Here is a 21,102-nt window from a genome sequence, read left to right as displayed (position 1 = left end):
CGCGGATGTCATCCCGGAGATGACTAATGTCAGGATGTCATTCGACATCCGGGATCTCGGGACGTCGCGGCCTTTTGTTGAAACCCGCCGATATCGCGGCTACATCCCTGACATGCATTCCGACATCGTCGATCTCCGCTCCTTCTATTCGACAGCGCTCGGTCGCTTCGCCGAGCATTCGATCACCATGGCCTTGTCATCGATATGGGCCACCGTGCCCAATGAGCGGCTTGTCGGGCTCGGCTACACCTTGCCTTGGCTGGAACGGTTCGGCAGCGACGCCGAGCGGGTGTTCGCCTTCATGCCGGCGACGCAGGGCGCCGTGGTCTGGCCGGCGGCGGGACCGACGGCGACGGCTCTGGTTTTCGACGAGGAACTGCCGCTGGTCGATTCCTGCATCGACCGCATGCTGCTCGTGCATTCGCTCGAGCATGTCGAAAACCCGCGCGAAACGCTGAACGAGATCTGGCGCGTGCTGTCGCCGGCCGGCCGGGTGGTCATCGTCGTGCCCAACCGGCGCGGCGTCTGGGCGCGGTTCGAGCACACGCCGTTTGGCAATGGCAGGCCGTTCTCGCGCGGTCAGCTCACCGAGTTGCTGCGCGAGGCGAATTTCACGCCCGCCGCCTGGTCCGACGCCCTGTTCTTTCCGCCATCGCGGCGGCGTTTCATGATGCGCTTCCACAATATGGTGGAGCGCGCCGGCCGGCGGCTGTGGCCGATCTTTTCCGGCGTCATCGTGGTCGAGGCGCAGAAGCGGCTCTATCAGGGCGTGCCGGCCGCCCAGCGCGCTTCCCGACGGGTTTTCGTGCCGGTGCTTTCGCCGCATGCAGCAACGCGGCTCGGCCGGCGAATAGAGACCGGGGCCACGACATCGCCGGGTCCGCGAATGACACCTTCGTGATCATGCCAGAAACTTGCGCCGGACGGCATTTCGCGACCTATCTGTCGCTGACGGGCTCGCAGCCTGGCTGAGTGACCAGTGGCGTCACTACACTTCATCCGGTTTTCAGCACCGCTTTTGAACGCAAGGACTTCAGCTCATGGCCGATTATCCGGACAATGATGCCTCTGCCCGGCCTATCGCTGCGGTCGAAGCTTCGAGCCTGCGTGATCAGGTGGCAACCATCAAGCTGGCGCTTGCCGGGTCGCCGGTCCGCAAAGGGCTACGCTGGGCCTCCATCGGAATGGTTGCCGTCATTGTCGCGACCTCGATCGGCCAGGTTCTGCTCAACCGCTGGAACCAGCCTTTCTACGATGCGCTTGCACGCCGCGACATGCAGGCCTTCCTGCACCAGCTCGCCGTTTTTGCCGCGATTGCCGGTGGGCTTCTTGTGCTCAATGTCGGCCAGACCTGGCTCAATCAGATGATCCGGCTGAAGCTGCGCGAGGCGCTGACGCTCGATCTGATCGATGGATGGATGCGGCCGGCGCGCGCTTTTCGCCTGGCGCATGCAGGCGCCATCGGGGTCAATCCCGACCAGCGCATGCAGCAGGACGCGAGCCATCTTTCCGACCTGTCGACGGATCTTGGCGTTGGCCTGCTGCAATCCCTAATCCTGCTCGCCTCCTTCGTCGGCGTGTTGTGGGAGCTGTCCTCGGGCTTCGTCTTCCATGTCGGCGGGACATCGCTCGCCATACCGGGCTACATGGTGTGGGCGGCCATCCTCTATGCCGGAACGGCTTCCTGGCTGAGCTGGCTGGTCGGACGGCCACTGATCCACCTCAACAGCGACCGCTACACACGCGAGGCGGAGCTGCGTTCCTCGATGGTGCGCGTCAACGAGAACATCGATGCCATCGCGCTCGCCCGAAGCGAGCCCGATGCCAGGCGGCGGCTGGAAACCGACCTGGGCACCGTGCTCGGCGCCATGCGACGCATCTATAACGCCCAGATCAATCTCGCCTGGGTGACGGACACCTATGGCTGGATCACCGTGGTGGCTCCCATCCTGGTCGCTTCGCCGGTCTATTTCGCGGGCGATATCAGCTTCGGCGGACTGATGATGGCAGTCGGCGCCTTCAATCAGGTCCATTCTTCATTGCGTTGGTTCATCAACAATATCGGCAGCATCGCCGATTGGCGCGCGACGCTGATGCGCGTCGCCGATTTCCGCATTGCGCTGGATGAGACCGATGTGCTGCACGGCCAGGAAAGGCGCATCGAATTCGGCGAGAATGCAAACGGCAAGCTGACCTTCGAGAAACTCGAAGTGGCCTCGCCGGAGGGCTGCACGAGGCTCGCCGACCAGCATGTCGAGATCCACGCCGGCGAACGCGTCATGCTCACCGGCGAGCCTGGCGCGGGCAAGACGCTGTTCTTTCGCGCCATTGCCGGCCTATGGCCGTGGGGGAGCGGGCGCATCGGCATGCCGGCGGGAGAGACGCCCATCTTCGTGCCGCGCACGCCTTACTTCCCAACCGCCACGCTGCGCGAAGTGCTCGACCGCGTGGACGGGGTTGCGCCGGCAAGCGATGCCGATATCTCAGCCGTGCTGGCCGAGATCGGCCTGGAACACCTGTCGTCGTCGCTCGGCCGCAGCGCGCGTTGGGAGCATGAACTGGCCGACGACGAACTGCGCCTGCTGGCCTTTGCCCGCCTCGTGCTGCGGCAGCCGAAATGGGTGATCATCGATGAGGCTCTCGATGCCTTCGACGGACCGACACTGCGGCGGGTGTTGTCGATGCTGGAGAAGCGGCTGGCCGGGGCGACGATCCTCAATATAGGCCGCGGCCAGCACAACAATCAATTCTTCCCGCGCGCACTGACCATCGTGAAGGCGTCCGGCGTGCCGGCTCTGAAGCCCGCGCGCATAAGGGCAGGCGCAATCGAGCCGCCGCCGGCCGCTCCTCGCCGCAAGGCATAGCGCTTCCGGCATCTATTCGGACCAGCCCGCGCCACGCCACGCGGCAGCTTTATTTCGCCGTGATCGCGAGGGAAGATCGCACCGGAAACATAGCTTGAGCCGGCCATGCTTGATGCTCTCAGCCTGCTTGCCTGCCTGGCCTGCACCGAGGCCGCCGTGACTGCGCCTGCGCCGGATAGCCTGGCCGTTGACGTCGAATTGGTGCTGGCGGTCGATATCTCATTGTCGATGGACGAGAAGGAGTTCGCCCTGCAGCGCGCCGGCTATGTGGAGGCGCTGCGTCATCCCGACTTCATCAAGGCGGTCCGCGCCGGGAACGCCGGTCGCATCGCGCTCACCTATTTCGAATGGGCCGGCACCGTGCGCGACGACGCGCTCATCGGCTGGCAGATCATCGACGGCGCCGAGAGCGCCAACGCTTTTGCCGACAAGATTGCAGCCCGCCCGTTCCGCAGCTTCCGCGGCACGTCGATCTCCGGCGCGCTCGCCTTCGGCGCAGGGCTTTTCGACCGCACTACTTTCGAAAGCGAACGCAGCGTCATCGATATTTCCGGTGACGGACCAAACAATATCGGGCTGCCCGTCACCGCCACGCGGGATGCGGCAAACGCCAGAGGCATCGTCATCAACGGCCTGCCGATCCTGATCAATCCATCGCCCACCTTCAGCCATCTCGACCGGTATTACGCCCAGTGCGTAACCGGCGGGCCGGGCTCCTTCGTGCTGCCGATTTATACAGCCGCCGAATTCTCGACGGCGATCCGGCGCAAGTTGATCCTCGAAGTGAGCGGCGTTCAGAACGAGACCAGGATCATTCCCGCCGAAGCCGAGGCTCCGATCGACTGCCTGCAAGGCGAACGCGACAGACGGTTCTTGTCGGATCCGTATTTCCCGGAGCTCGATCGCTGAGCCTTCGCCGGGCTATGCGTCCCAACCTGCTGATGACCTTCGTCGCAGAGATCAGCCTGCAGCTCGACTTCGCCCGAAAAGGGGGTGTCATAGCCACCTCCGGGATGGCCCTTATCGCTTCAACAAGAACACCGCTTGCTGGCCGAAGAAGTTCCAGAACCACCATGGCATCGACAGGCCGATCTTCTGGCCGTTGGCGTCGAGCGCGGTCGCCCTTTCCACGGTCGCGCCAAGCTCCTCGCACAGATTGACGAAGTCGCGGATGGTGCAGAAGTGGATGTTCGGCGTGTCGTACCAGGAATAGGGCAGGTCCTTGGTCACCGGCATGCGGCCCTTGACGAACAGCGACAGGCGCACCCGCCAGTGGCCGAAATTGGGGAAGGAAACGATGGCGTGTTCGCCGATCCTGAGCAGTTCGTCGAGAACGAGCTTCGGGTTGCGGGTCGCCTGCAAGGTCTGCGACAGGACGACGAAATCAAAACCCTTGTCGGGATAGAATTCAAGATCCTTGTCGGCGTCGCCCTGGACGACAGAAAGGCCGCGCGCCACGCATTCGTTGACACCGCGCTGCGACAGCTCCAGTCCGCGGCCGTCGATCTGCTTGGTTTCCTGCAAAAGCTCGAGCAGCGAGCCGTCGCCGGAGCCGACGTCCAGCACCCGCGATTGCGGCGGGATCAGACCGGCGATCACCTCGAGATCGACGCGCTGGGCGCGGTTGACGCTCATGGCTTGCCCCTTGTCGTGGTGCGTGACCCTTGATGGACAGGTCTGCAATTTTGCGGGGTCATGCGCCGAGCCCTCTCGCTCGCGCGGCCGAGCCGATGAAGCCATTGATGGCGGCGAACAGTTCCGGCTCGTCGAGCAGGAAGGCGTCGTGCCCGCGATCGGTCTCGATCTCGACGAAGGACACCGACGCGCCGGCGGCATTCAGCGCATGGACGATCGAGCGGCTCTCCTCGGTCGGGAACAGCCAATCCGAGGTGAACGACACCAGGCAGAAGCGGGTCTTGGTGCCGGCAAAAGCATCGGCCAGCCTGCCGCCGTGGTCGGCGGCGAGGTCGAAATAGTCCATGGACCGCGTCATATAGAGATAGGAATTGGCGTCGAAGCGGTCGACGAAAGTCATGCCCTGGTGACGCAGATAGCTCTCGATCTGGAAATCGGCGTCGAAGCCGAAGGTCAGCGCTTCGCGGTCCTGCAGGTTGCGGCCGAACTTCCGGTGCAAGGCTGCTTCCGACAGGTAGGTGATGTGGGCGGCCATGCGCGCCACGGCGAGCCCCTTTTCCGGGCGTTTGCCGTGGTCGAAATACTTGCCGCCATGCCATTCGGGGTCGGCCATCACGGCCTGCCGGCCGACCTCGTGGAAAGCGATGTTCTGCGAGGAATGCCGCGCGCCGGTGGCGATCGGCAGCGCCGAGAAAACACGCTCCGGATAGCTCGACGCCCATTGCAGCACCTGCATGCCGCCCATCGACCCGCCGAGCACGCAAAACAGTTTTTCGATGCCGAAATGATCGATCAGCATCTGCTGGGCACGCACCATGTCGCGGATGGTGATGACCGGAAGGTCGAGCCCATAAGGCTTGCCGGTGGCGGGATTGGTGGATGCCGGGCCGGTGGAACCGAGGCAGCCGCCGATGACGTTTGAGCAGATGACGAAGAAACGGTTGGTGTCGATGATCTTGCCGGGGCCGATCAGCACTTCCCACCAACCCGGCTTGCCGGTCACTGGATTGGTGCTAGCCACATGCTGGTCGCCGGTCAAAGCGTGGCATACGAGAATGGCGTTTGAACGGGCGTCGTTCAGCGTGCCGTAGGTCTGGTAGGCGATCTGGAACGGCGACAGCAGCGTGCCGGCGTCGAGCTTGAGCGGCTTGTCGGCGCCGAAGCGCACGACCGGGCTCGACGGTTGGTCTGCCTCGTTGTTGGTTCTGCCAGCGCGCTGAGCGGCCATCTCGTCTCTCTTGCTGCACCTTGCCTTTGCGGAAATCGCTGCCGATCTCCGCGCGCCGGCGCGTTCGTCCGGCCGGCCGCGGACAATAAAAAACCGGCAATGCCTTCGCAAAGCCGGTTACGTCGCGCAAACGGCCCTTTAGCGAATTGTTTAACGTGGCTGCAAGCCGACCGGCCAAATCACCACGGAACTGTCGCTGCCCTTCTAGAACTCACCTGCTTCGCCGTCAATGCCGCCTGCTGGCACCACTGCCACCTCTCGACATTGCCGGCCATGGCTTGTATTTCCGCAGCGGCTTCCAGGACGGAAGCGTTCTCGACGGATTTTGCGATATGAGCCAGACCCCGGACAAGGCACGTCCAACCCCGCGCGCGGGCATCATGGACATCCAGGCCTATGTGCCGGGCAAGAGCTCGGCCCCCGCCGGGGTGGACAAGGTCCACAAGCTGTCGTCGAACGAGAACCCGCTCGGCCCCTCGCCGAAGGCAATCGAGGCCGCGCGCGAAGTCGCCGCCAAGCTCGACGTCTATCCCGACGGCACCGCCCGGCGCCTGCGCGAAGCAATCGCCGAGGTGCATGGTCTGAACGCACAGAACATCATCTGTTCCAACGGCTCCGACGAGATCCTCGGCCTGCTGGCGCAGACTTATCTGGCGCCCGGCGACGAGGCCATATTCACCGAACACGCCTTCATGGTCTACAAGATCTACGTCCAGTCGGCGGGTGCGACGCCTGTCGCGGTCAAGGAGACCCAGGAGCGCGCCGACATCGATGCGATCCTGGCGGCCGTCACGCCACGTACGAAGATCGTGTTCCTCGCCAATCCCAACAATCCAACCGGCACTTACGTGCCGTTCGAGGAGGTGCGCCGCCTGCATGCCGGCCTGCCGAAGAACGTGCTTCTGGTGCTCGATGCCGCCTATGCCGAATATGTCAGGCGCAACGACTATGAGGCCGGCATCGAGCTCGCGGGCAGCTCTCAGAACGTGGTCATGACCCGCACCTTCTCCAAGATCGGACTTGGCGGGGCGCGGATCGGATGGATGTATGGGCCGATGCACATCGTCGACGCGATCAACCGCATACGCGGTCCCTTCAACGTCAATGCGACGGCGATCGAGGCCGGCATCGCCGCCGTCCGCGACCGCGCCCATATCGAGCGCAGCGTCGCGCATAACGAGACCTGGCTGGCCTGGCTGAGCGAACAGATGACCGGGCTCGGGTTGCGGGTGACGCCGAGCGTCGGCAATTTCCTCCTCATTCATTTTCCCGACGACGGCAAGCATTCGGCCGCGGCGGCGGACGATTATCTCACCCAGCGCGGCTACATACTGCGGCGTGTTTCGAGCTATGGCTTTCCCAACGCACTGCGTATGACGGTCGGCACCGAAGAGGCCAATCGCGGCGTTGTCGCGGCACTCACGACATTCCTGAAAAGCTAAAACGCCATGGCATCACCGATGTTCGAAAAGATCGCGCTGGTCGGCATCGGCCTGATCGGCTCGTCGCTGGCCCGCGTCATCCGCCGCGAGGGCCTGGCCGGCCATGTCGCCATCTCGACGCGCAGCGCCGCGACGCTGGCGCGGGCGCAAGAGCTTGGGCTGGGCTCCTCCTACGCCATAGATGCCAAGGAAGCGGTCCGCGATGCCGACCTGGTTATCGTCTCGGTGCCGGTCGGCTCGTCCGGCGCGGTGGCGCAAGAGATCGCGCCGGCGCTGAAGAGGGGCGCCATCGTCACCGATGTCGGCTCGACCAAGGCTTCCGTGATCGCACAGATGCAGCCGCATATACCCGGTGGGGTGCATTTCATTCCCGGCCATCCGCTGGCCGGCACGGAGAAATCTGGGCCCGATGCCGGTTTCGCCGATCTGTTCGACAACCGCTGGTGCATTTTCACCCCGCTGCCGGACACGGATCCGGACGCGCTGGAAAGGCTTTCCGAATTCTGGCGCCGTTGTGGCGCCAACATCGACACGATGGATCCGCAGCATCACGACATGACGCTGGCCATCGTCTCGCATTTGCCGCACATCATCGCCTACAACATCGTCGGCACCGCCGATGATCTGGAATCGGTGACCAAGATGGAAGTCATCAAATATTCCGCTTCCGGTTTCCGCGACTTCACGCGCCTCGCCGCCTCCGATCCGACCATGTGGCGGGACGTGTGCCTGCACAACAAGGACGCGATCCTGGAAATGCTGGCGCGGTTCTCGGAGGATCTGGCTTTTCTGCAGCGGGCGATCCGCTGGGGCGACGGCGACAAGCTGTTCGACCTGTTCACCCGCACCCGCGCCGTGCGACGCTCGATCATCGAGGCCGGCCAGGACATCGACGTGCCGGATTTCGGTCGCCAGGCGGTCGAGCATCCGGCGAAAAACTAGGCTCCTTCAGGCCAGGTCGCCGCCATCATCGCCAGTGTCTCGGCACGATCGGGCGCGCCCAGCCTGCCGCCGAAGCGCTGGCATTTGAGCGCTGCGGCCGCGCTGGCAAAGCGTAGCGCCTGCTCGATCGGCATGGCTTGCGCCAATCCGGCTGCGAATGCGCCATGAAAGACGTCGCCGGCTGCCAGCGTATCCACCACCTTGACCTTTGGCGCAGCGACGTGGCGTACGCAACCGGCCTGCCTGTCATGCCACCAGGTTCCAGCCCCGCCGGCGGTTACCGCGACGAAAGCGTCGGTGCGCGACGCAAGGTCGGCGCATGCGGCCTGCGGGTCCAGCGCCTGGCCGCAGACGATGCGCGCCGCCGGTTCGGAGGCGACGATGTGCGAGGCGAGCGGCAACAGCCGCTCCAGCACTGCCAATGGCGCGGTGTCGGCATCGAGGATCCCAGGGCGGCGGGCAGCGCGCGCAGCGCTGAGCGCCAGCGCCGCCGCACCCGGCCAGCGCACATCGACCAGCACGGCATCGAAAGCCGTGAGATCGGCGACCGGCAAGCCGTCGGGATCGGCCTGAGCGCGCTGATCGTAGAAAGGCACGATGATGCGCTCGCCATGGCCGTCGACAAGGATCGCGGCCAGCGCCGAGGACGCTCCGGGGACGCGACGGACGAGGCTGCAATCGACGCCCTCCGCCTCGATGCCCGATATCAGCTGGTCGCCGACCTGATCATCGCCGGCGCTCGCCCAAAGCCACACTTCGGCGCCCAGCCGGCGTGCGGCGCAGGCGGCACTCGTGGCCATGCCGGAAGCGATCTGGACGCCATCGGCGGCCATGAACTTGCCCTGATGGATGGGAAGCGCTTCGACGCGAAGAATGGTGTCGAGCGTCAGCGCGCCGACGCTCAGGAGTTTTGCCGGTCTGTCCATTGGGGATGCTTAGTCGACCGGCTTGATCTTGCCCAGCGGGATAAAGCCGAGCGAGGCCTTGCCCTTGACCACCTTGAGCGGCATCGACGGTTCGTTGCCGAGCAGCGCCAGGGCGGCAAAGCCTTGTTCGATCTGGTTCTTCTGTTCGGGTATGGCGGCCCCGAGAATGGCGGCCACGGCTTTCGGGTCTTTCAGTCTGATCATCAGATCGGCATCGACCAGGCCCTCGGCGTCGACCGACAGCGGCCCGGAAACGGTGACGTGCGCCGTGCCCGACGACAAATCGAGCCTGCGGATCTCGACGGCCTGGCCGCGCAGGCTTTTCAGTTGCGTGCCGATCAGGGCCAGGCCGTTCTTCAGCGTCGCCTCGCCACTGGCGTCGAGCGGCGGCAGGACGCGGCCCCCGATCGCATCGGGGTCGATCTCCAGATCGCCGAAGCTGCCGATATAGTCGATATCCCTGCCGTTCAGCTGCAGCTGGCCCGCCGCCTTGCCGGCGCTGAACAGTTGCACCGGATCGGTGTCGTCGGCCGGATCGGTCTGGCCGGACAGGCCCTCGGCCGTGAGCGAAATGCGTCGCGGCAGCGGCCATGAGAGCTTGACGTTGGCCTTAAGATCATCCCAGTCGATCCACAGCGGCACCATGCCCGGAACCGAGGTCCTGAGCGGACCGCGCAGGTCCGCGACCGGCGACAGCGGCTGGATGATCTGGGCGACGGCGTTGAAGGAGCCGGCAGAGGCGGCAAGGTTCTTGGCGTCGTCCTCATAAGCAAGATTGTCGCAGGAGACGGCGAAGCTCAGGGGATAACCGCTGACCTGGAGATTGGCGCAGCCGGCCTCGATGCCACTCTTGTTGAGCGTGGCGATCGCCTTGTCGGCTTCGCTCCGGACCCTGTCGGCGAGATAGAACCAGCCGCCGCTGTAGATGGCGAACAGCGCGATGACAAACGCTGCAAGCCAGAACAGGCGGCGGCGATGCTTCGGCTGGCGTTCGTCAGTGGACGTCATGCTGCGGTTCTCGTTCACGCATGGGGGCTGTGGGCGGGCTGTCGATTCTGGCAACGACAATAGGTAGACAGAGATGGACGGAAAAAACACCGATTCCGGTGTGGTGTTGCCATTCTTACGCAATCAGGCACGGCGATATGGGCGATTTTTGGGTGTTTGGCTATGGTTCGTTGATATGGCGGCCGGGGTTCGCGCATGTCGAGACAAGGCGGGCGCGCCTGCATGGCTATCGTCGCGCGCTGTGCGTCTATTCCTTCGTGCATCGCGGCACGCGGGAACGTCCGGGGCTGGTGCTCGGCCTTGACCGCGGGGGTTCCTGCGTCGGGCTGGCTTTCCGGGTGCCGGGCGAGTTGCGGGACGAGGTCATCGCCTATCTGCGTGAGCGCGAGCTGGTCACCAATGTCTATCTCGAGCGCATGCTCAATGTCCGCCTTGACGGCGGCGGCACGGTCGAGGCCGTGGCCTATATCGTCGACCGCAATCATGAGCAGTATGCCGGTGCGCTCGATGCGGCCCACGCCGCTGATGTGGTGCGCGGCGCTGTCGGCCAATCCGGCAACAATGAGGACTATGTGTCGAGCACGCTGGACCATCTCCGGGCGCTCGGCATCCGCGATCACTGGTTGGAAGACGTGGCCAGGCGGATCGCGCCTTTGTGAAGCGCTGGCTTGCGGAAAAATCCGGCGAGGTCTTTGACCTCGATGCGGCGAGACCTAGGTTAGGCTCCGACTCTCGACGGGCGATAGCCGCCCAATCCCACCAACACGGAGATCAGCCTTGCAGAAACGCCGTCTCGGTCGCACCGACCTTTCCATCGCGCCGCTGGTTCTGGGCGGCAATGTCTTCGGCTGGACCGCCGACGAGAAGACGTCGTTCGACCTGCTCGACCGCTTCGTCGGCGCCGGCCTGAACGCGGTCGACACAGCGGACGCCTATTCGCGCTGGGTGCCCGGCCACGAGGGCGGTGAATCGGAAACCATCATCGGCAAATGGATGAAGGACCGCGGCAACCGCGATAAGGTCGTGGTGATCACCAAAGTGGGCTCAGACATGGGGCAGGGCCACAAGGACCTGTCCGCCGCTTACATCGAAAAGGCCGTCGATGCATCGCTGAAGCGGCTTCAGACCGAGTTCATCGATCTTTATCTGTCGCACTGGCCGGATCCAACCACGCCCTATGAGGAAACCCTCGGCGCCTATGAAAAGCTCCTCGCCAAGGGCAAGATCCGTTATGCCGGCTGCTCGAATCTCGACGCCGGCCAGTTGCGCGCCGCGCTCGACGTGGCAAGCCTGCGCAGCCTGCCGCGCTATGAAGTGCTGCAGCCGGAATACAATCTCTACGACCGCTCGTCGTTCGATGGCCCGCTGCGCGATCTCTGCATGGCGGAGGACATCGGCGTGATCACCTATTTCAGCCTGGCCAAGGGTTTCTTGAGCGGCAAATACCGCAGCGAGGCCGATCTCGGTCAAAGCCCGCGCGGCGGCGGCGTGAAAGATTACCTCAATGCGCGCGGTATGCGCATCCTCGCGGCACTCGACGCGGTGTCCGCCAGGCATTCGGCCAAACAGGCGGAAGTGGCGCTTGCCTGGGTCATTGCCCGGCCGGGCGTCACCGCGCCTATCGCCAGCGCCACCAAGCCTGAACAGATGGACAGCCTGATCAAGGCGGTGTCGCTGGAGCTGAGCGCCGACGACATGGCCGAGCTCGACAAGGCGAGCGGCTGAGCCGTCAGCAGCGCGCACGATCGTCCAAGACGGTCGCCCCGACCTTGCCATACCGTCATTGACGCTTGGCAAGACAGGAGGCGCGGATGGCAGGCCCGCTTTTTTCGCAGCCGGATATGTGGCGTCAGCTCGTTGCGCTGATGCTTGCCGCCACGGCCGCCATGGGCAGCCCGGGACCGGCGACGATAAGCGTCACCGCCGTCGGCGCGGCGTTCGGCCTGCGCCGTTCCCTGAGCTACGCCTTGGGGGTCATCCTGGGCACGATCGCCGTGCTTCTGCTCGTGGCAAGCGGGGTGAGCGCCATGCTTGCCGCGATGCCGCGGCTCGCGCCGCTGCTTGTCGCGGCGTCGGCTGCCTATATCCTCTATCTCGCGTTCAAGATTGCCAGCGCGCCGCCCCTGGCGGCGGATGCCGGCGAGGCCGCGCGACCGACATTCACCGGCGGGTTCCTGCTGGCGGTGGGCAACCCGAAGGCTTATGTGGCCATCGCCGCGGTGTTCGCCGGCGCGTCCGCGGATTCGGGCGCCGGCGCCATCGGCACCGGGCCGAAGCTGACCGCTCTCGCATTCATGATCGTCGCCATCCATGCCGTGTGGCTGCTTGCGGGCGCTGCTTTCGCGCGCTTTCTTCGCAGGCCGGTGGCTTCGCGCATCATCAATCTGGTCTTTGCCGCGACGCTGGTGCTGACGACCGCACTGGCTGTGTTCGCTTGAACGTTGCGCGAGCCGCCATCGGCGCGCCGAAGGCCGCACTTCAGGCTTTGGCGCCGAGTTCCCGCAGCCGCTTGACCGCCGTCGGCGGCAAGGCGGGCGGATTGGGTGCACGGGACGCGTCGATGAGGAACTGGTCGCAGGCGGTTTCGGTTTCGCCGATCAGCCGCCGCATGAATTCCTCCTTGTCCAGGCCCGGCGGGATCGGCGGCAGGAAGCGCGCCTTGATGGTGCCGGGATAGCGCAGGAACTTGCGGCGCGGCCAATAGAGGCCGGCAACATGGGCGACCGGCACCACGGGAATGCCGAGCTGCGCATAGATTTCGACGATGCCGTATTTGTAGGCGGGTTCGTCGCCGGGCGCGCGGCGGGTGCCTTCGGGATAGATGATGAGCTGCCGCGGGTTGCGCGCGATTTCTTCCTTGGTCGCCGCAACCACCGCCTTCAGCGCCTTGGAGCGGCTGCCGCGGTCGACCGGGATCATGCGCATTTTCAGGATGTACCAGCCGAAGAACGGAATCCAGGTCAGCTCGCGCTTCAGGATGTAGAGTGGATCCTGGAGATAGGGGAAGAAGGCGATCGCGTCCCAGAAGGACTGGTGCTTGGGCGCCAGGATGAAGGAACCTTCGGGCAGATTTTCCACCCCGATGATGTCGCTCTTGGTCCCGGCGATCTTGTCGTAGAGCCACATCGAGGTGCGCGACCAGAACTTCGGCACGAACCAGGCGCGATGGCGCGGCGACAGGAAATAATAGGGAGTCCAGAGGATCATCTGGACGATCAGATTGATGTAGAAGACGAAGTTGAACGCCAGCGATCGGACTTGGAGCATTGGGGGAGGCCCGGTAAGGAGGTGTGCGTTGGTTACACCAAGCGGGCGCAAAAAGGAAATGGCCGAAGATGCCCCCGAACGGCGCCGAAAGACATTTCGGCTTCGCCCACGGCCCAGCCGCGCTACATCAGCCGCGCCAGTCTTTCTTTCAGGCGCGGGGCGGCGAAGTCAAGAAATGCGCGCAGCTTGACCGGCAGCAAGCCGTGGCCTGCGTGCACCAGGCTTACCGGCCAGGGTTCCGGTTCGAACTCCCGCAGCAGCACGCGCAGCGCGCCTGACCGCACCGCCGCGTCGACCTGGTAGGACAGCACCCTCGTCAGCCCGACGCCGGCGAGCGCGGCATCGATCGCAGCTTCGGCGGTGTTGACCTGAAGCCGCGAGCGGACCCGAATCGGCATCTCGGCCTTCCCGACGGTGAAGCTCCATGTCGAGAGCGCGCCCGGCCCTTCGAAGGTAATGCAGCTGTGGGACTCGAGGTCCGCAAGCGCCGTCGGGGCGCCGCGTTCGGCCAGATAGCCGGGGCTCGCGCAAACGACACGGCGGATCGTACCGATCCGCATGGCGACAAAACTGGAGTCGGGAAGCCGGCCGATGCGGATGGCGAGGTCGAAATGGTCCTCGACCAACCGGGTTATGCGGTCGGCCAGCGTCAGGCGGATGTCTACGTCGGGATAGGCGGCGAGGAAGCCGGTCACGACCGGCAGCACATGCAGGCGGCCGAAGACGACCGGCGCGGTGATGGCCAGTTCGCCCGTCGGGGCGCTGTATTCGCCGGCCGCCATGCGCTCGGCCTCGCCGACCTCGCCCAGGATGCGGCGGCAGGCGGCAAGATACGCCTGGCCCGCATCGGTCAGCGTCAGCCGGCGTGTCGAGCGGTTCAGAAGGCGGGTCTTGAGATGTCGTTCCAGGTCGGAAACCTTGCGGCTGACCGTCGCCAGCGGAATGCGAAAACGGCGCGCGGCGGCAGACAGGCTGCCAGCCTCCGCCGCGGCGACAAAAAGCGACATGGCTTCGAGCCGGTCCATCGATTCTTCCGGAAATTGGAAGGATAGATTACAAATATGGCATCTACATCTGTCTGATGGAAGCCTCCATATTGGCCGTGACGCAGACGACCCGGGTCAAGAAAGGAATTGTCATGTCGCAAGAGCGTCCGCCGCTGCCGCCATTCACCGCGGAAACCGCCGCGCAGAAGGCGCGCATGGCCGAGGATGCCTGGAACTCGCGCGATCCAGCCCGTGTCGCGCTTGCCTATACGGTAGACAGCCGCTGGCGCAATCGCGCCGAGTTCCTGCAAGGCCGCGATGCCATCCAGGCTTTCCTGACGCGCAAATGGAGCCGGGAACTCGACTACCGGCTGATCAAGGAGGTCTGGGCTTTCCATGGCAACCGTATCGCGGTGCGTTTCGCCTATGAGTGGCATGACGACAGCGGCTCGTGGTTCCGCAGCTATGGCAATGAGAACTGGGAATTCGACGAATATGGGCTGATGCGGCTGCGCATCGCCAGCATCAACGACCTGCCGATCGGCGCTGCCGACCGTAAATATCACTGGCCGCTCGGCCGACGGCCGGACGACCATCCGTCGCTGTCTGAACTCGGGCTTTAACCTCTCCGGGTAAGAAAGGCTATCGATGGACGCGCATGCTTTTACCAGCGACGTCGCTTTCACGCCGACCGTCAAGGCGATCCAGGCCCGCAAGGGCTCTCGCCAGGCCTATTCCCGGGTCGAGGAGCGCGGTGGCTGGCAGTCGGTGATTACATCGGACCTTGCGGCCTTCATCGAGATGCAGACCAGCGTCTTCCTGTCGACGGCCAACGGTGTTGGCCAGCCCTATATCCAGCATCGCGGCGGGCCGGCCGGCTTCCTCAAGGTGCTCGATGAAAAGACGGTCGGCTTCGCCGATTTCGCCGGCAACAGACAGTTCATCACCCAGGGCAATCTCGCCGACAATCCGCAGGCCTTCCTGTTCCTCATCGACTATGCCCATCGCCGGCGTGTCAAGATCTGGGGCACGGCGCGTGTGGTGGAAGGCGACGCCGAGCTGATGGCGAGGCTGATGCCGCGGGATTATGCGGCACGGCCCGAACAGGTCATTCTGTTCACCGTGGCGACCTGGGATGCGAATTGTCCGCAGCACATTCCGCAGCGCTTCGAGGCCGCTGACGTGGCGGCGGCGCTGGCCGAACGCGACAGGCGGATCGAACGGCTCGAACAGGAAGTCGCTCGCCTGCGGCAGGCGCCGGGATCCGTCGTCACCAAATGACGAGCAGGTTCAGCTGCCGGCGGCGATCTCGGCCAACGCGATGCCGTCCGGCGTCGGCTTCACCGGAACGATGCCGCGCGCCAATGCCAGCAGATATTTATTGTATTCGGTGAACAGCACGCGCAATGCCCGCGGCTTGGTCAGCCAGCCGCCATTGTCGAGATTGCTGTTGACCACCGGATAGGGTTCGAGCTTGGCCTTGTGCAGCAGCCGGCCCATTTCCAGCAGGCTGCGCGGCATGTGGTAATTGTTGGTGACGAGGATCACCGTGCCATAGGCATGGCTCTCGACCCATTTGGCGCTTTCCTCGGCATTGCCGATCGTGTCGAGCGCGGCGCGGTCGATGTCGACGCAGCAGGAAAACAGCCTGATGTCACCGCCGGTCGCGGCCTGAAGCTGACGCCGGCTGGCGGAGGGATGCACACCGCTGATCAAAAGCCGCGCGCCCTTGCCGGACGCCAGCAGTTCCATCGCCGCATCGAGGCGCGATTGGCCGCCCGTCAACACGATGATTGCGTCGGCCCTGGCAGGGTTGGCAGGGGTGGTCAGATGGCTGACGGTGTTGGCGAACCAGCCGAAGCCGCCGGCAAACAGGGCGACCAGGGCAAGCAAGGCGAAAGAAGAAACGCGCAGCACGGCCGAAACCCGGCCGCGTCCATGCGGACGCGCCGCCAACGCCGGCATCGGTCCAACGGTACTGGTCGAGTCCCGCACCTCCATCATGGCATGGTTAATCCCGAAATGCGGCCTTTGGTAGGTAAAAATCGCAATTTGCGTTACGGCGGTTCTTCATGCGTGATCGATCCTGGTTATTCGACGTCGTCATGCTTCAGGCTGGCGCACGTCGATGTCGCTGAGATAGGCGACGACGGTGGCGTGCGAGGTTGCAGCCGTCAGCGCGCCGATGACCAGCACCATCAGCACGACACCGAGATAGCCGGCCGAGCCGATGGCGAAGTTGCCGAATAGCGCAGTCGCCTGGTCGGCCTGCGGGGTCGCCATGTTGCGCGAGGACCACCAGGAAAAGACGATGAAGACGGCGACCGCGGCGGCTCCGCCGGCGGCCGCGCCCTTCATGCCGGTGATCAGGAAATGGCGACGGAACTCGCGGGCGATGAAACGCGCTTCGGCGCCGACGAAATGCAGCACCTCGATGATGTGGCCGTTGCCGGCCATGGCGCCGCGCGTGGCGAACACCACGGTCAGCACCGTCGCCGAGAGCATCAGCGCCAGCACCGCGATACCGATGGTCACCGTGGTGCGGGCCATGGCCACCAGCCGGTCCACCCAGGTGCGGTGATCGTCAAGCGATGCGCTCGGCAGCTTCGGCGTGATCGCGGCGCGCATGGCGGCGAAATCGGGCGGGTTGCTCTCGTCGATGGTGACGATGATCAGCCGCGGCACCGGCAGTTCGTCGATGTTGAGGCCCGAACCCAGCCACGGCTCCAGCAATCTGGCGGTGGCGTCGCGGTCGATGATCCTGGTCGCCTTCACGCCGGGGAATTCGCCGGCGATCTGCGAGGCCTGGGCAAGGGCTGCCTCCATGTCGAGGCCGTCGACCGGCTTGATCTGGATCGTCGCCTCGCGCGAGATCTGGTTTTCCCAGACCGAGGCGGTGTCGCGCACCAGGGTAACCGCGCCGAAGGTCAGGCAGGACAGGAAGGTCATGATGGCGATGACCAGCACCAGGGCGCGGCCGGCGATGTTCTGCGCCGGCACGATGGGCGCCATCTTGCGCTGGACGCGCGGCCTTGGCGCGGCCGCTTCGTCGGCCTGTGCGTCGAGGTGTTCGGCGGAAAGCTCAGTCATAGACATCAAGCCTCCCGCCGGCCAGGATCATGCGGCGCGCATCGACCTGCTCCATCAGGCCGAGATCGTGGGTCGCGATCACCACGGCGGTGCCCAGGCGGTTGAGTTCGATGAAGAGCCTGAGCAGGCGTCGCGCCAGCGGCGGATCGACATTGCCGGTCGGCTCGTCGGCCAGCAGCATCTCCGGCTGCTCGATCAGGGCGCGGGCGATCGCGGCCCGCTGCTTCTCGCCGCCCGACAGGACCGGCGGCAGCACATGCATGCGTTCGCCGAGCCCGACCCATTTCAACAGCTCGGTGACGTCGGTGCGGTAGCTCGCTTCCTCGCGCCCGCGCACGCGCAAGGGCAACGCGACATTCTCATAGGTGGTCATGTGGTCGAGCAGGCGGAAATCCTGGAACACCACGCCGATGCGACGCCTGAGATGCGGCAGTTCGGCGCGCGAGATGCGCGAGCGGTCCTTGCCGAAGATGGTGATCAGCCCACGCGTCGGCTTCAGCGACATGAAGAGAAGCCGCAGCAACGTCGTCTTGCCGGCGCCCGAAGGCCCGCTCAGGAACTGGAACGAGCGCTCCGGTATGTGCAGGGAAATGTCGCGGAGGATTTCCGGACCCATGCCATAGCGGAGGCCGACATTTTCGAAGCGAATCACTTTCGGCGACCTGAAATTCTTAGAGCGTGATGCCGAAAAGTGTGAGGCGGTTTTCGGGCGACATCATTCTCTATCACTCTAGTTCGGAGGCGGATTCAGATTTCAGGTCGATTTGACCTGAAATCGGAATCCGTCGGCGGCAAGCCGGCCTGTTCTGGGAAAAGACCATCGGCCGGCATGGTTAACCGGCGGTTAATTAGCGGGTTGTTTCGGCTCGTCACAAGGGCTCCGGTGGGGAAGCGTTAACCATTTGCCTTTACGCAAAAGAAACGAAAAGCGAACGTGCTGCAATGCTGGGGCCATGATGGCTGAGGATCGAACCGCGCGCCCGGTTTCCGGCGAAATCATGACCGATCCGCCGGCAAATGCCGCGCCGGAGCGTATCCTGCGCGCTGGCGCGGCGGATATCGTCGATGCCGACTATGTGGTGGTGCCGCGGGCCGCGCCCCATGCCGAAGCCATTTCACCGCGGCGCGTGATGTCCATGCCATCCCTCGAAGGCATGGACATGCTGCGCAAGCCCGAGCCGCCGCCAGTGCGGCCGCCGGCGCCGCGCGGCGGTCCGATCTTCTGGATCGCCGGTGTCGGCGCCGCCTTTGCCGCCTTCTGGGTCTCCGGCGGGCATGCACTGGTGCGCCAGGCGCCGCCCGCCGCGGGCGGACCGGGCTCGGCGTTGAGCATTTCAGGGGTGACGTCCCGCGTGGACGCGTCTGGGGCGAACCCCGTGCTGTTCGTCGACGGCGAGGCCGCCAATGACGGTGCAAGTCCGGCGACGCTGCCGCCGCTCGAGATCCGCGTCACCGGCAATGACGGGCGCACAACGCGCTATACTTTGGGGACATCCAGCCGCTCATTGGCGCCAAGTGAAAGATTCGGCTTTGCCAGCCGGCTCGACGTGCCTAGAAACGGCGTAAGGACGGTGTCGGTCACCTTCGCGGAATAGCATGTGCGACAGGTGAGGCCGGCCCGCAAACGGCTGATGTCAGCGCTTCCGGTGCGCGAAGGCCTTTGAAAATCTTGAAGGGACGGAGAATGCCAGTTGTGCGCGGCAAGGACATCGAGGTCCTGTTTTCGGCGTCGGCCATCGCCCGACGCAATCTCGAACTCGCCAAGGAGATCGCCGGGCACGACTATCACGATCTTCTGGTGATCTCGGTGCTGAAGGGCTCGTTCATCTTCGCCGCAGACCTTATCCGCGCCATGCATGATGTCGGCCTGTCGCCGGAGGTCGAGTTCATCTTCATCTCCAGCTACGGCGCTGGCACCACAAGCGGCGAGGTGAGGGTGCTGCGCGACATCGACAACGAGGTTGCCGGCCGCGACGTGCTTCTGATCGACGACATTCTGGAGTCGGGCAAGACGCTGAGCTTCACCCGCGACCTGATGCTGTCACGCGGCGCCAGAAGCTGCGCCATCGCGGTGCTGCTCGACAAGCGCATGCGTCGCCAGACCACCCTCAATGCCGATTATGTCGGCTTCGACTGCCCCGACTATTTCGTCGTCGGCTACGGCATGGATGTCGCGCACGCCTTTCGCGAACTGCCGTTCGTCGGCGTCGTCAAAGGCGATGCGTGAGGCAGCGGCAAATACTGAAAAAGGCCTTAACGGCCTGAAGAAAATAACCCATGCCGAAGCGCCGGGCCTTTCAGAAAAAGTCAACGTTTGCTCGCCAAACATGCCGGCCATGGCAAAGCTTCTGATCGTTGAGGACGATGAGTCCGTCCGCACCCTCGCAGCCCGGGCGCTCGAACGCGCCGGACACGCAATCGACATCGCCGCCGACGGCGCGCAAGGACTGGCGCTGATACGCGCCGCGAAGGGCGCCTATGATCTCGTCGTCTCCGACATCCGCATGCCCGAGATGGACGGCATCGAGATGGCGATTGCAGCTTCGGCATTTTTCCCGTCGATGAAGATCCTGCTGATGACCGGCTATGCCGATCAGCGCGAGCGCGCCGAGGAACTGAACGGCATCATCCTCGACGTCGTGCAGAAGCCGTTCACGCTGGCCGAAATCCGTTCACGCGTCGAACGGGCGCTGAGCATTTTCGCCTGATCAGGCGGGATCGGCAGCGACGAGTACGGGGAGCTTGCGCCGTCCGGTGTTGAGCGCAAGCAGGCCGGCGCCGATGATAAGGGCGGCGCCGATCACGGTCGTCGACCGCGGCACTTCGGCGAAGAACAGAAAACCCCACAGCGGCGACCACAGGATGCCGGTGTATTCGAAGGTGGCGACGCGGTTTGCCGGCGCCATCCGGTAGGCCTGCGACAGCAAGATCATGCCGGCGGAGGCGACGAAGCCGCAGGCGGCCATCTTGAGGAAATCCGGCAGCGTCGGCCACAGCCAGGGCCGCACCAGGAATTCCAGGCTGGGATGGGCGGCATGATTGATGCCGGCAAGCCAGAACAGGCTTGCGACCAGTGCGGCGCCGGCGAGATAGGCACCGTTCTGGTAGAAAGCCATCACAGTCGAAGATTCGGTGTCGCCGATCTTACGCGCCATCAGTTGCGAGAAGCCGTAGAGCACCGCGGAGCCCAGCGACAGCAGCGCCGCCCAGTCGAACAGTCCCGCACCCGGGCGCAGCATCACGACGACGCCAAGCAGCCCGATCAACACGGTCGCCAGCGTCTGCCAGGAGACCCGTTCGCCAAGATAGGGCCCCGCCAGCACCATGATGCAGAGCGGGGCCATGAAATAGAGCGCCACGGCATCGGCCAGGGGCAAGGCGGCGATGGCGAGGTAGTACATGGTGTAGGAGGTGAACTGGATGAAGGCGCGCATGGTCAGCATGCCGAACCGTCGCGACAGGATCGCACGCAGCCCGACATCGGCATGGACGAGCACGATCAGGATCGGCAGGGCGACGACCGCGCGGATGGCCATCACCTCGGTCACGGGGTAGCCGCCCGACACCGCCTTGACCAGCGGGTCCTGCAACGAGAAGACCAACACGCCCAGGCACAGGCTCAGCATGCCGAGCACCATCCGATTGCGCATGAGGATCCCAAGCTCCCGTACCAGGACGCAAGCAAGCTTGCAGCAAGCTAAAAAGAACCCGCCA

General features: G+C 64.5%; 23 protein-coding genes and 1 riboswitch. Of the genes, 13 read left to right on the top strand and 10 right to left on the bottom strand.

Going from position 1 to position 21,102, the window contains the following annotated elements; genetic code table 11:
- Window positions 1-112 precede the first annotated feature (112 nt).
- The 3 genes from FJ867_RS07215 to FJ867_RS07205 all read left to right on the top strand — a co-directional run bounded on the left by FJ867_RS07215 (window position 113) and on the right by FJ867_RS07205 (window position 3,773).
- The gene (locus FJ867_RS07215) at window positions 113-901 is read left to right on the top strand and encodes a methyltransferase domain-containing protein (RefSeq protein ID WP_140565863.1); all 789 of its coding nucleotides are present in this window, start codon (window positions 113-115) and stop codon (window positions 899-901) included.
- Window positions 902-1,040: 139 nt separating this feature from the next.
- Window positions 1,041-2,864 (top strand): ABC transporter ATP-binding protein/permease, encoded by a 1,824-nt coding sequence (locus FJ867_RS07210; RefSeq protein WP_140816890.1) that lies wholly within the window; start codon window positions 1,041-1,043, stop codon window positions 2,862-2,864.
- A gap of 105 nt (window positions 2,865-2,969) precedes the next feature.
- Entirely contained in the window at window positions 2,970-3,773 is an 804-nt protein-coding gene (locus tag FJ867_RS07205) for a DUF1194 domain-containing protein (RefSeq protein ID WP_140816888.1), read from the top strand.
- A gap of 111 nt (window positions 3,774-3,884) precedes the next feature.
- On the opposite strand, the gene metW is transcribed toward FJ867_RS07205, so the two are convergent.
- Together metW and FJ867_RS07195 are read right to left on the bottom strand one after the other, a co-directional pair.
- Window positions 3,885-4,499: a methionine biosynthesis protein MetW gene (gene metW, locus FJ867_RS07200; protein ID WP_140500775.1), complete on the bottom strand. Its 615-nt coding sequence runs from the start codon at window positions 4,497-4,499 to the stop codon at window positions 3,885-3,887.
- Between the two features lie 58 nt (window positions 4,500-4,557).
- On the bottom strand, window positions 4,558-5,727 hold the full coding sequence (locus FJ867_RS07195; protein ID WP_140513895.1) for a homoserine O-acetyltransferase: 1,170 nt from the start codon (window positions 5,725-5,727) through the stop codon (window positions 4,558-4,560).
- A gap of 118 nt (window positions 5,728-5,845) precedes the next feature.
- A riboswitch (SAM riboswitch) is annotated at window positions 5,846-5,923 on the bottom strand.
- Window positions 5,924-6,059: 136 nt separating this feature from the next.
- Here FJ867_RS07195 and hisC point away from each other — a divergent pair.
- Window positions 6,060-7,169: a histidinol-phosphate transaminase gene (hisC, locus tag FJ867_RS07190; RefSeq protein ID WP_140816886.1), complete on the top strand. Its 1,110-nt coding sequence runs from the start codon at window positions 6,060-6,062 to the stop codon at window positions 7,167-7,169.
- A gap of 6 nt (window positions 7,170-7,175) precedes the next feature.
- Window positions 7,176-8,111, top strand: coding sequence for a prephenate/arogenate dehydrogenase family protein (locus tag FJ867_RS07185; RefSeq protein WP_181168326.1), 936 nt, complete (start codon window positions 7,176-7,178; stop codon window positions 8,109-8,111).
- Here FJ867_RS07185 and FJ867_RS07180 read toward each other — a convergent pair.
- Both FJ867_RS07180 and FJ867_RS07175 read right to left on the bottom strand, forming a co-directional pair.
- Window positions 8,108-9,037: a sugar kinase gene (locus FJ867_RS07180; RefSeq protein WP_140664832.1), complete on the bottom strand. Its 930-nt coding sequence runs from the start codon at window positions 9,035-9,037 to the stop codon at window positions 8,108-8,110. The two genes, FJ867_RS07185 and FJ867_RS07180, sit on opposite strands and share 4 nt — an antisense overlap.
- Window positions 9,038-9,046: 9 nt before the next feature.
- Complete coding sequence (locus tag FJ867_RS07175; RefSeq protein WP_140816882.1) at window positions 9,047-10,045, bottom strand: DUF2125 domain-containing protein; 999 nt, start codon at window positions 10,043-10,045, stop codon at window positions 9,047-9,049.
- Between the two features lie 137 nt (window positions 10,046-10,182).
- On the opposite strand from FJ867_RS07175, the gene FJ867_RS07170 reads away from it, so the two are divergent.
- From FJ867_RS07170 to FJ867_RS07160, 3 genes are all read left to right on the top strand, one after another.
- Window positions 10,183-10,704, top strand: coding sequence for a gamma-glutamylcyclotransferase (locus FJ867_RS07170; protein ID WP_140500781.1), 522 nt, complete (start codon window positions 10,183-10,185; stop codon window positions 10,702-10,704).
- 118 nt (window positions 10,705-10,822) lie between these two features.
- Window positions 10,823-11,770, top strand: a complete 948-nt coding sequence (locus FJ867_RS07165) for an aldo/keto reductase (RefSeq protein WP_140558105.1) — start codon at window positions 10,823-10,825, stop codon at window positions 11,768-11,770.
- An 86-nt stretch (window positions 11,771-11,856) separates the two neighbouring features.
- Window positions 11,857-12,483, top strand: coding sequence for a LysE family translocator (locus FJ867_RS07160; RefSeq protein WP_140816880.1), 627 nt, complete (start codon window positions 11,857-11,859; stop codon window positions 12,481-12,483).
- A 40-nt stretch (window positions 12,484-12,523) separates the two neighbouring features.
- On the opposite strand, the gene FJ867_RS07155 is transcribed toward FJ867_RS07160, so the two are convergent.
- Window positions 12,524-13,312 carry a 1-acyl-sn-glycerol-3-phosphate acyltransferase gene (locus FJ867_RS07155; protein WP_140560173.1) on the bottom strand — a complete coding sequence of 263 codons (789 nt, stop codon included), beginning with the start codon at window positions 13,310-13,312 and terminating at the stop codon, window positions 12,524-12,526.
- Between the two features lie 122 nt (window positions 13,313-13,434).
- Window positions 13,435-14,337: a LysR family transcriptional regulator gene (locus FJ867_RS07150; RefSeq protein WP_140513887.1), complete on the bottom strand. Its 903-nt coding sequence runs from the start codon at window positions 14,335-14,337 to the stop codon at window positions 13,435-13,437.
- Window positions 14,338-14,450: 113 nt separating this feature from the next.
- On the opposite strand from FJ867_RS07150, the gene FJ867_RS07145 reads away from it, so the two are divergent.
- Both FJ867_RS07145 and FJ867_RS07140 read left to right on the top strand, forming a co-directional pair.
- On the top strand, window positions 14,451-14,921 hold the full coding sequence (locus tag FJ867_RS07145; protein WP_140565877.1) for a DUF1348 family protein: 471 nt from the start codon (window positions 14,451-14,453) through the stop codon (window positions 14,919-14,921).
- 25 nt (window positions 14,922-14,946) lie between these two features.
- Complete coding sequence (locus tag FJ867_RS07140) at window positions 14,947-15,579, top strand: pyridoxamine 5'-phosphate oxidase family protein (protein WP_140513885.1); 633 nt, start codon at window positions 14,947-14,949, stop codon at window positions 15,577-15,579.
- A 9-nt stretch (window positions 15,580-15,588) separates the two neighbouring features.
- On the opposite strand, the gene FJ867_RS07135 is transcribed toward FJ867_RS07140, so the two are convergent.
- From FJ867_RS07135 to ftsE, 3 genes are all read right to left on the bottom strand, one after another.
- On the bottom strand, window positions 15,589-16,302 hold the full coding sequence (locus FJ867_RS07135) for a YdcF family protein (protein ID WP_140513884.1): 714 nt from the start codon (window positions 16,300-16,302) through the stop codon (window positions 15,589-15,591).
- 99 nt (window positions 16,303-16,401) lie between these two features.
- Window positions 16,402-17,388 (bottom strand): ABC transporter permease, encoded by a 987-nt coding sequence (locus FJ867_RS07130; protein ID WP_140500789.1) that lies wholly within the window; start codon window positions 17,386-17,388, stop codon window positions 16,402-16,404.
- The gene (gene ftsE, locus FJ867_RS07125) at window positions 17,381-18,040 is read right to left on the bottom strand and encodes a cell division ATP-binding protein FtsE (RefSeq protein WP_140816878.1); all 660 of its coding nucleotides are present in this window, start codon (window positions 18,038-18,040) and stop codon (window positions 17,381-17,383) included. Before ftsE ends, FJ867_RS07130 begins: the two co-directional genes overlap by 8 nt.
- 301 nt (window positions 18,041-18,341) lie before the next feature.
- On the opposite strand from ftsE, the gene FJ867_RS07120 reads away from it, so the two are divergent.
- From FJ867_RS07120 to FJ867_RS07110, 3 genes are all read left to right on the top strand, one after another.
- Window positions 18,342-18,983 (top strand): hypothetical protein, encoded by a 642-nt coding sequence (locus tag FJ867_RS07120; RefSeq protein ID WP_140525425.1) that lies wholly within the window; start codon window positions 18,342-18,344, stop codon window positions 18,981-18,983.
- An 89-nt stretch (window positions 18,984-19,072) separates the two neighbouring features.
- The gene (gene hpt / locus FJ867_RS07115) at window positions 19,073-19,615 is read left to right on the top strand and encodes a hypoxanthine phosphoribosyltransferase (RefSeq protein ID WP_023677924.1); all 543 of its coding nucleotides are present in this window, start codon (window positions 19,073-19,075) and stop codon (window positions 19,613-19,615) included.
- A 109-nt stretch (window positions 19,616-19,724) separates the two neighbouring features.
- Window positions 19,725-20,096, top strand: coding sequence for a response regulator (locus tag FJ867_RS07110; RefSeq protein ID WP_181165388.1), 372 nt, complete (start codon window positions 19,725-19,727; stop codon window positions 20,094-20,096).
- On the opposite strand, the gene FJ867_RS07105 is transcribed toward FJ867_RS07110, so the two are convergent.
- The gene (locus FJ867_RS07105; protein WP_181165387.1) at window positions 20,097-21,038 is read right to left on the bottom strand and encodes a DMT family transporter; all 942 of its coding nucleotides are present in this window, start codon (window positions 21,036-21,038) and stop codon (window positions 20,097-20,099) included. It abuts the gene before it with no gap.
- Between the last annotated feature and the right edge of the window lie 64 nt (window positions 21,039-21,102).

It is taken from the genome of Mesorhizobium sp. B2-5-3 (genome assembly GCF_006441005.1).
In the GTDB taxonomy this organism is placed as follows: Bacteria; Pseudomonadota; Alphaproteobacteria; order Rhizobiales; family Rhizobiaceae; genus Mesorhizobium.
This window is presented reverse-complemented; position numbering and strand designations above follow the sequence as displayed.

Bases quoted from the DNA above. Each gene is read 5' to 3' on its own strand.
- FJ867_RS07215 (WP_140565863.1), top strand. From the start codon at position 113: ATGCATTCCGACATCGTCGATCTCCGCTCCTTCTATTCGACAGCGCTC.
- FJ867_RS07210 (WP_140816890.1), top strand. From the start codon at position 1,041: ATGGCCGATTATCCGGACAATGATGCCTCTGCCCGGCCTATCGCTGCG.
- FJ867_RS07205 (WP_140816888.1), top strand. From the start codon at position 2,970: ATGCTTGATGCTCTCAGCCTGCTTGCCTGCCTGGCCTGCACCGAGGCC.
- metW (WP_140500775.1), bottom strand. From the start codon at position 4,499: ATGAGCGTCAACCGCGCCCAGCGCGTCGATCTCGAGGTGATCGCCGGT.
- FJ867_RS07195 (WP_140513895.1), bottom strand. From the start codon at position 5,727: ATGGCCGCTCAGCGCGCTGGCAGAACCAACAACGAGGCAGACCAACCG.
- hisC (WP_140816886.1), top strand. From the start codon at position 6,060: ATGAGCCAGACCCCGGACAAGGCACGTCCAACCCCGCGCGCGGGCATC.
- FJ867_RS07185 (WP_181168326.1), top strand. From the start codon at position 7,176: ATGGCATCACCGATGTTCGAAAAGATCGCGCTGGTCGGCATCGGCCTG.
- FJ867_RS07180 (WP_140664832.1), bottom strand. From the start codon at position 9,037: ATGGACAGACCGGCAAAACTCCTGAGCGTCGGCGCGCTGACGCTCGAC.
- FJ867_RS07175 (WP_140816882.1), bottom strand. From the start codon at position 10,045: ATGACGTCCACTGACGAACGCCAGCCGAAGCATCGCCGCCGCCTGTTC.
- FJ867_RS07170 (WP_140500781.1), top strand. From the start codon at position 10,183: ATGGGCGATTTTTGGGTGTTTGGCTATGGTTCGTTGATATGGCGGCCG.
- FJ867_RS07160 (WP_140816880.1), top strand. From the start codon at position 11,857: ATGGCAGGCCCGCTTTTTTCGCAGCCGGATATGTGGCGTCAGCTCGTT.
- FJ867_RS07155 (WP_140560173.1), bottom strand. From the start codon at position 13,312: ATGCTCCAAGTCCGATCGCTGGCGTTCAACTTCGTCTTCTACATCAAT.
- FJ867_RS07150 (WP_140513887.1), bottom strand. From the start codon at position 14,337: ATGGACCGGCTCGAAGCCATGTCGCTTTTTGTCGCCGCGGCGGAGGCT.
- FJ867_RS07145 (WP_140565877.1), top strand. From the start codon at position 14,451: ATGTCGCAAGAGCGTCCGCCGCTGCCGCCATTCACCGCGGAAACCGCC.
- FJ867_RS07140 (WP_140513885.1), top strand. From the start codon at position 14,947: ATGGACGCGCATGCTTTTACCAGCGACGTCGCTTTCACGCCGACCGTC.
- FJ867_RS07135 (WP_140513884.1), bottom strand. From the start codon at position 16,302: ATGATGGAGGTGCGGGACTCGACCAGTACCGTTGGACCGATGCCGGCG.
- FJ867_RS07130 (WP_140500789.1), bottom strand. From the start codon at position 17,388: ATGACTGAGCTTTCCGCCGAACACCTCGACGCACAGGCCGACGAAGCG.
- FJ867_RS07120 (WP_140525425.1), top strand. From the start codon at position 18,342: ATGATGGCTGAGGATCGAACCGCGCGCCCGGTTTCCGGCGAAATCATG.
- hpt (WP_023677924.1), top strand. From the start codon at position 19,073: ATGCCAGTTGTGCGCGGCAAGGACATCGAGGTCCTGTTTTCGGCGTCG.
- FJ867_RS07110 (WP_181165388.1), top strand. From the start codon at position 19,725: ATGGCAAAGCTTCTGATCGTTGAGGACGATGAGTCCGTCCGCACCCTC.
- FJ867_RS07105 (WP_181165387.1), bottom strand. From the start codon at position 21,038: ATGCGCAATCGGATGGTGCTCGGCATGCTGAGCCTGTGCCTGGGCGTG.